At 72.4% G+C, this 6,386-nt stretch carries 5 protein-coding genes and 1 pseudogene; 1 reads left to right on the plus strand and 5 read right to left on the minus strand.

What is annotated here, in order from left to right:
- Window positions 1-213 precede the first annotated feature (213 nt).
- A complete protein-coding gene (locus HY68_RS07970) occupies window positions 214-1,152 on the plus strand; it encodes an aminoglycoside phosphotransferase family protein (RefSeq protein WP_063779623.1) in 939 nt (312 codons plus the stop codon).
- A gap of 5 nt (window positions 1,153-1,157) precedes the next feature.
- Here the strand turns inward: HY68_RS07970 and hemB are convergent, their stop codons facing one another.
- The 5 genes and pseudogenes from hemB to HY68_RS46185 all read right to left on the minus strand — a co-directional run.
- Window positions 1,158-2,153, minus strand: a complete 996-nt coding sequence (hemB, locus tag HY68_RS07975) for a porphobilinogen synthase (protein ID WP_041986176.1) — start codon at window positions 2,151-2,153, stop codon at window positions 1,158-1,160.
- A 53-nt stretch (window positions 2,154-2,206) separates the two neighbouring features.
- Window positions 2,207-3,865 (minus strand): bifunctional uroporphyrinogen-III C-methyltransferase/uroporphyrinogen-III synthase, encoded by a 1,659-nt coding sequence (locus HY68_RS07980; protein WP_041986180.1) that lies wholly within the window; start codon window positions 3,863-3,865, stop codon window positions 2,207-2,209.
- Complete coding sequence (gene hemC, locus HY68_RS07985) at window positions 3,862-4,902, minus strand: hydroxymethylbilane synthase (protein WP_078863478.1); 1,041 nt, start codon at window positions 4,900-4,902, stop codon at window positions 3,862-3,864. Before hemC ends, HY68_RS07980 begins: the two co-directional genes overlap by 4 nt.
- Window positions 4,899-6,275: a glutamyl-tRNA reductase gene (locus HY68_RS07990; protein WP_041986183.1), complete on the minus strand. Its 1,377-nt coding sequence runs from the start codon at window positions 6,273-6,275 to the stop codon at window positions 4,899-4,901. The genes hemC and HY68_RS07990 overlap by 4 nt, the downstream gene beginning before the upstream one ends.
- A pseudogene (locus HY68_RS46185) lies at window positions 6,272-6,386 on the minus strand (redox-sensing transcriptional repressor Rex); the annotation flags it as partial. The gene HY68_RS07990 and the pseudogene HY68_RS46185, both read right to left, overlap by 4 nt.

Below are 6,386 nucleotides of genomic sequence, written 5' to 3' on the forward strand. Positions count from 1 at the left end.
CCCCGTACGGCGGCAACCACATCGTCGGCACCGACCGCGCCCACCACGAGAGCCGGCCGGTGCTCGGCCGCGAGGTTCAGTCCTGCGCGCTCGGTGTCGTACGCGGCGTCGTCCGGCCGGAACACCGGGCCTGCGAAGTCGTTCATACAGGTCACGGTAGGAAAGTGCGGCGCTCGGCGTCTTGTACGAATCGGACACTGGTTGACTGGGGCCGTGGACGCCCTCACGATCGACGCGGACCTCGTCCGCGCCCTGGTACGCGACCAGCATCCCGACCTCGCCCACCTCGACGTACGCGAGGTGCCCGGCGGCTGGGACAACCAACTGTGGCGGCTCGGCAACGACTTGGCCGTACGCATGCCACGCACCGAGCGCGCGCCCGCCCTCCTGCGCACCGAACACCGCTGGCTGCCCACGCTGGCGCCGCGCCTTCCGCTGCCGGTCCCCACCCCCGTACGGATCGGTGAGCCGTCCGCACGCTTCCCCAAGACCTGGACCGTCGCCACCTGGGTGCACGGCGAACCGGCCGACCGCGCCCCGATCAGCGACGCCGGCGCCGCCGACACCCTGGCCGCCTTCCTCACCGCGCTCCACGAAAAGGCACCCGCCGACGCACCGGTCAGTGCGGACCGAGGCGTTCCGCTGACCCAGCTCTCCGACGGTATGACGAGGTCGCTCGACGACTTCCCCGAGTTCCCCGGACTTCGCGACATCTGGCAGCAGGCCGTCACCGCCCCCGAGTGGCACGGCCCCCCGCTGTGGCTGCACGGCGACCTTCACCCGGCCAACGTCGTGGTCAGCGACGGCACACTCGCCGGCGTGATCGACTTCGGCGACCTGTGCGCGGGCGACCCGGCGGTCGATCTCGCGGCGGCGTGGGTGCTGCTCCCCGAAGGGGCCGCGGCGCGCCTCTTCGACGCGTATCCGCACACGGACGACGCGCTGATCCGCCGCGCCCGTGGCCTGGCCGCAGCGAAGTGCCTCTTCCTCATCCAGATGGGCCGCAACGGCGAACTCGGCCTGCCCGGCGGCAAACCCGGCTGGGGGCCGGTGGGCCACCGGGCACTCGCCCGCGTCCTGGCAGCGGCACCGGCGCCAGCACCGGCACCGGCCTCGGCAGCGGCACCGGCACCGAGGCCGACCGGAAACTGAACCCCTCAGCGACCCAGCTTCTGCGCGACCTCCGTCGCCCAGTACGTCAGGATCGTGCCCGCGCCCGCCCGCTTGATCCCGGTGAGGGTCTCCATGATCGCCGCGTCGCGGTTGATCCAGCCCTTCTCCGCCGCCGCCTCGATCATCGCGTACTCGCCGGAGATCTGGTACGCCGCCACCGGCACGTCCGACTCGGCCGCGACGCGCGCGACGATGTCCAGGTACGGCAGGGCCGGCTTGACCATCACCATGTCGGCGCCCTCTTCGAGGTCGAGCGCCAGCTCGCGCAGGGCCTCGCGGGCGTTGGCCGGGTCCTGCTGGTACGTCTTGCGGTCGCCGCTCAGCGACGAGGCGACGGCCTCGCGGAACGGGCCGTAGAACGCCGACGAGTACTTCGCCGTGTACGCGAGGATCGCGACGTCCTCGTGGCCCGCGCCGTCCAGGGCCTCCCGGACCACCCGCACCTGACCGTCCATCATCCCGCTCGGGCCCACCATATGGACCCCGGCGTCGGCCTGGACGCGGGCCATCTCGGCGTACCGCACCAGCGTCGCGTCGTTGTCGACCCGGCCCTGGTCGTCCAGGACACCGCAGTGGCCGTGGTCGGTGTACTCGTCCAGGCACAGGTCCGACATGATGACGAGGTCGTCGCCGACCTCGGCCTTCACGGCGCGGATCGCGACCTGCAGGATGCCCTGCGGGTCGGTGCCTGCCGTGCCGGTCGCGTCCTTCTTGTCGTCGTCCGGGACCCCGTAGATCATGAACCCGGAGACGCCGGCGGCGACCGCGTCGGCCGCCGCCTTGCGCAGCGAGTCCAGCGAGTGCTGGACGACCCCGGGCATCGCCGAGATGGCGACGGGCTCGCTCGCACCCTCCCGTACGAACGCGGGCAGGATCAGGTCCGCCGGATGCAGCCGTGTCTCGGCCACCATCCGCCGCACCGTCGGGTTGACCCTGAGCCTGCGCGGGCGCGCGCCGGGAAAGGATCCGTACTCACTCATCGTCCATCGCCTCTTGCGTCGTGAGGGTCGTCCCCGCAGCGGGGCGGGTGTGCTCAGGTGGTGCGCCGCCGCCGGCCGCCCGGGCGGCGCTCGCTCGGCCGGGTGACCGTCTCGCCCGCCTCCCGCGCCGACTCGCGGCGCCGCGTACCGAACGCGGCGAGCGCCTCGGCCAGCTTGTGGACCGACGGCTCCGGTGAGAGGACGTCGACCCGCAGCCCGTGCTCCTCGGCCGTCTTCGCCGTGGCCGGGCCGATACAGGCGATCACCGTCACGTTGTGCGGCTTGCCCGCGATCCCGACCAGGTTGCGCACGGTCGAGGACGATGTGAACAGCACGGCGTCGAAACCGCCGCCCTTGATCGCCTCACGGGTCTCGGCCGGCGGCGGCGACGCGCGCACGGTGCGGTACGCCGTGACGTCGTCCACCTCCCAGCCCAGCTCGATGAGGCCGGCGACGAGGGTCTCGGTCGCGATGTCGGCGCGCGGCAGGAACACCCGGTCGATCGGGTCGAAGACCGGGTCGTACGGCGGCCAATCCTCCAGGAGTCCGGCGGCCGACTGCTCGCCGCTGGGCACCAGGTCCGGCTTGACGCCGAAGTCGACCAGCGAGGCCGCCGTCTGGTCGCCGACGGCGGCGACCTTGATCCCGGCGAAGGCGCGGGCGTCGAGCCCGTACTCCTCGAACTTCTCCCGCACGGCCTTGACCGCGTTGACCGAGGTGAACGCGATCCACTCGTAGCGGCCCGTCACCAGGCCCTTGACCGCGCGCTCCATCTGCTGGGGCGTACGCGGCGGTTCGACGGCGATGGTCGGCACCTCGTGCGGCACCGCGCCGTACGACCTGAGCTGGTCGGAGAGCGAGGCGGCCTGCTCCTTCGTGCGCGGCACGAGCACCTTCCAGCCGAACAGCGGCTTGGACTCGAACCAGGCGAGCTGGTCACGCTGGGCGGCCGAACTGCGTTCGCCGACCACGGCTATGACGGGCTGGTGTCCGTCCGGGGACGGCAGCACCTTGGCCTGCTTGAGCGTCTGCGCGATCGTGCCGAGCGTGGCGGTCCAGGTGCGCTGCCGGGTCGTCGTACCGGCGACGGTGACGGTCATCGGGGTGTCCGGCTTACGGCCGGCCGCGACGAGTTCACCGGCGGTGGCGCCGACGGCGTCGAGCGTCGTGGAGACGACGGCCGTGCCGTCGCTCGCGCCGACCTCGGTCCAGCAGCGCTCGCTGGCGGTCCTGGCGTCCACGAAGCGCACGTCCGTGCCCTGCGCGTCGCGCAGCGGCACCCCGGCGTAGGCCGGCACGCCGACCGCCGCCGCGATACCGGGCACCACCTCGAAGGGGATGCCGGCGGTCGCGCAGGCGAGCATCTCGGCGCCGGCGTCGCCGTCGAGACCGGGATCGCCCGTGACGGCACGGACGACCCGCTTGCCGCCCCGCGCGGCCTCCATGACAAGATTGGCCGCATCCCTGATCGCGGGGATCCCGGCGGCTGTTGACACATCGTCAACGACCGTCAGAGCAGGCGTGCTCACACTCGCACGGGCATGGCTGCGTACAACATCGAGCACATCCGGCTCGGCAATCAGTACATCCGCCCCCGCGAGCGCCTCGACGGCGCGGAGTGTCAGCAGACCCGGGTCTCCGGGTCCGGCACCGAGGAAGGTGACGTGCCCTGATGTGGAGTAGGCCGGAAGGTCAGTGGCGGTGGCGCTCAAAGTGCTCGCTCCCCCATAAGACCGGCCGCACCCTTGGCGAGCATCTCGGACGCGAGTTCGCGACCGAGCGCGACGGCGTCGCCATGCGACGTGGGTACAGGACCGGTGGTGGACAGCTGCACCAGCGTCGAACCGTCGGTTGTCCCGACGACCCCCCGCAGGCGCATTTCGTTGACAGCCTGTCCGTCGTCCAGCAGGTCGGCCAGAGCACCCACAGGTGCGCTGCAGCCGGCCTCCAGGGCGGCGAGCAGGGAACGCTCGGCGGTCACGGCGGCCCGGGTGCCCGGGTCGTCGAGTCCGGCGAGCAAAGCGGCGAGATCTACGTTGACCGCGGCGCACTCTACTGCGAGAGCCCCTTGACCGGGGGCGGGCAGGACGGTGTCGGCCGACAGGACGTCGGTCACCTCGCCGGTCATGCCTATCCGGTGGAGCCCCGCCGCGGCGAGTACGACGGCGTCGAACTCCCCGCTGTGGACGTATCCGACGCGGGTGTCGATGTTCCCCCGGATCGGCACGGTTTCTATCCGGCGGCCGTGGCCGCGCGCGTACGCGTTGAGCTGCGCGGACCTGCGCGCCGAACCCGTACCGACCCGGGCGCCGTCGGGCAGCTGCTCGAACGTCAGCCCGTCCCGTGCGACCAGGACGTCCCTCGGGTCGGCGCGCGGCGGCACGGCCGCGATCACCAGCTCGTCGGGCTGGGCCGTCGGCAGGTCCTTCAGGGAGTGCACGGCGAAGTCGACCTCGCCGCGCAGCAGTGCATCGCGCAGCGCGGTGGCGAACACGCCGGTGCCGCCGATCTGCGCCAGCAGCTCACGGGACGTGTCCCCGTACGTGGTGATCTCGACCAGCTCGACCGGCCTGCCGGTCAGCTCGGTCACCGCTCGGGCCACCAGTGCGGACTGGGCCTTGGCGAGCTTGCTGCGCCGCGTTCCCAGCCTCAGTGGCCTGTTGTCCGGCGTGTTCTCCGGCGTGCTGCCCGGCGTGCTCTCCGGTGTCAGGGCCTTGTCCGGCCTCAGGGGCCTGTGTGCCTCGGTCATACCTGCCCTCTGCCTACACCGTCAGTGGTGTCATTCAGGTCGGCCCTGCTGACGGCGGCGACCGTCTGCGGGTCGATGTCGAAAAGTTCCCGCAGGGCGTCCGCGTACCCGGCGCCGCCGGGTTCGCTGGCCAGCTGCTTCACGCGCACGGTGGGCGCGTGCAGCAGTTTGTCGACGACGCGGCGTACGGTCCTGGTGATCTCGGCGCGCTGCCTGTCGTCGAGCCCCGGCAGCCTGCCTTCGAGCCGCGCGACCTCGCTGCTCACCACGTCGGCCGCCATCGCGCGCAGCGCGACCACGGTCGGAGTGATGTGCGCGGCGCGCTGAGCCGCCCCGAAGGCGGCCACCTCGTCGGAGACGATGGTGCGTACCTGGTCGACGTCGGCCGCCATCGGCGCGTCGGCCGAGGCCTCGGCAAGGGACTCGATGTCCACGAAGCGGACCCCGCCCAGCCGGTGCACGGCGGCGTCGATGTCGCGCGGCATGGCCAGGTCGAGCAGGGCGAGCCGGTCGGTACGGTCGGTGCGCCCCGCCAGCGCGGCCTCGACGGCGACGACGCTCAGCACGAGCCCGGTCGAACCCGTACAGGACACGGCGATGTCGGCGCGCTTCAGCTCGTCGCCGACGGCCGCCATGTCGACGGCGCGCGCCGCGACGCCCGTACCGCCGGGCCCGGTGAGGATCTCCACGAGCCGGTCGGCGCGGGCCGCCGTGCGGTTGGCGACGACGATCTCGGCGACACCGGCCCTGGCCAGCGTGGCCGCGGCGAGCGAGGACATCGAGCCGGCGCCGATGACGAGCGCGCTCTTGCCCTTGGCCCATACGTCTACGGCGCCGCCCGCCGGGCCGGCCGCGAGCTGTTCGAGGCCGAAGGTGACGAGCGACTGTCCCGCCCTGTCGATACCGGTCTCGCTGTGCGCGCGCTTGCCGACCCGCAGGGCCTGCTGGAAGAGGTCGTTGAGCAGCCGTCCCGCGGTGTGCAGCTCCTGGCCGAGGGCGAGCGCGTCCTTGATCTGGCCGAGGATCTGGCCCTCGCCGACGACCATCGAGTCGAGTCCGCACGCCACCGACAGCAGGTGGTGGACGGCGCGGTCCTCGTAGTGCACATAAAGATAAGGAGTGAGCTCGTCCAGGCCGACGGAGCTGTGCTGCGCGAGCAGCGTCGACAGCTCGGCGACGCCCGCGTGGAACTTGTCCACGTCGGCGTAGAGCTCGATGCGGTTGCAGGTGGCGAGGACGGCCGCCTCCGTCGCCGGCTCGGCGGCCAACGAGTCCCGCAGCAGTTTGACCTGAGAGTCGGAGTCGAGCGACGCGCGCTCCAGCACACTCACCGGCGCGCTGCGGTGGCTCAGTCCGACGACCAGAAGACTCATGCCGGCATCACCGCGGGGACGTCCCCGTCGGGTCCCTTCCGGCCGGGGGCGGTGCCGTCCTGCGCGGCCGAAGCCTCGGCCGCGGGGTCGGCGGCGGGCTCGGCGGGCGGC

The organism is Streptomyces sp. AcH 505, assembly GCF_000818175.1.
Lineage (GTDB): Bacteria > Actinomycetota > Actinomycetes > Streptomycetales > Streptomycetaceae > Streptomyces.

Excerpts from the sequence above, each read along its gene's own strand:
- hemB (WP_041986176.1), bottom strand. The coding sequence starts at position 2,153 with ATGAGTGAGTACGGATCCTTTCCCGGCGCGCGCCCGCGCAGGCTCAGG.
- hemC (WP_078863478.1), bottom strand. The coding sequence starts at position 4,902 with ATGACCGAGGCACACAGGCCCCTGAGGCCGGACAAGGCCCTGACACCG.
- HY68_RS07990 (WP_041986183.1), bottom strand. The coding sequence starts at position 6,275 with ATGAGTCTTCTGGTCGTCGGACTGAGCCACCGCAGCGCGCCGGTGAGT.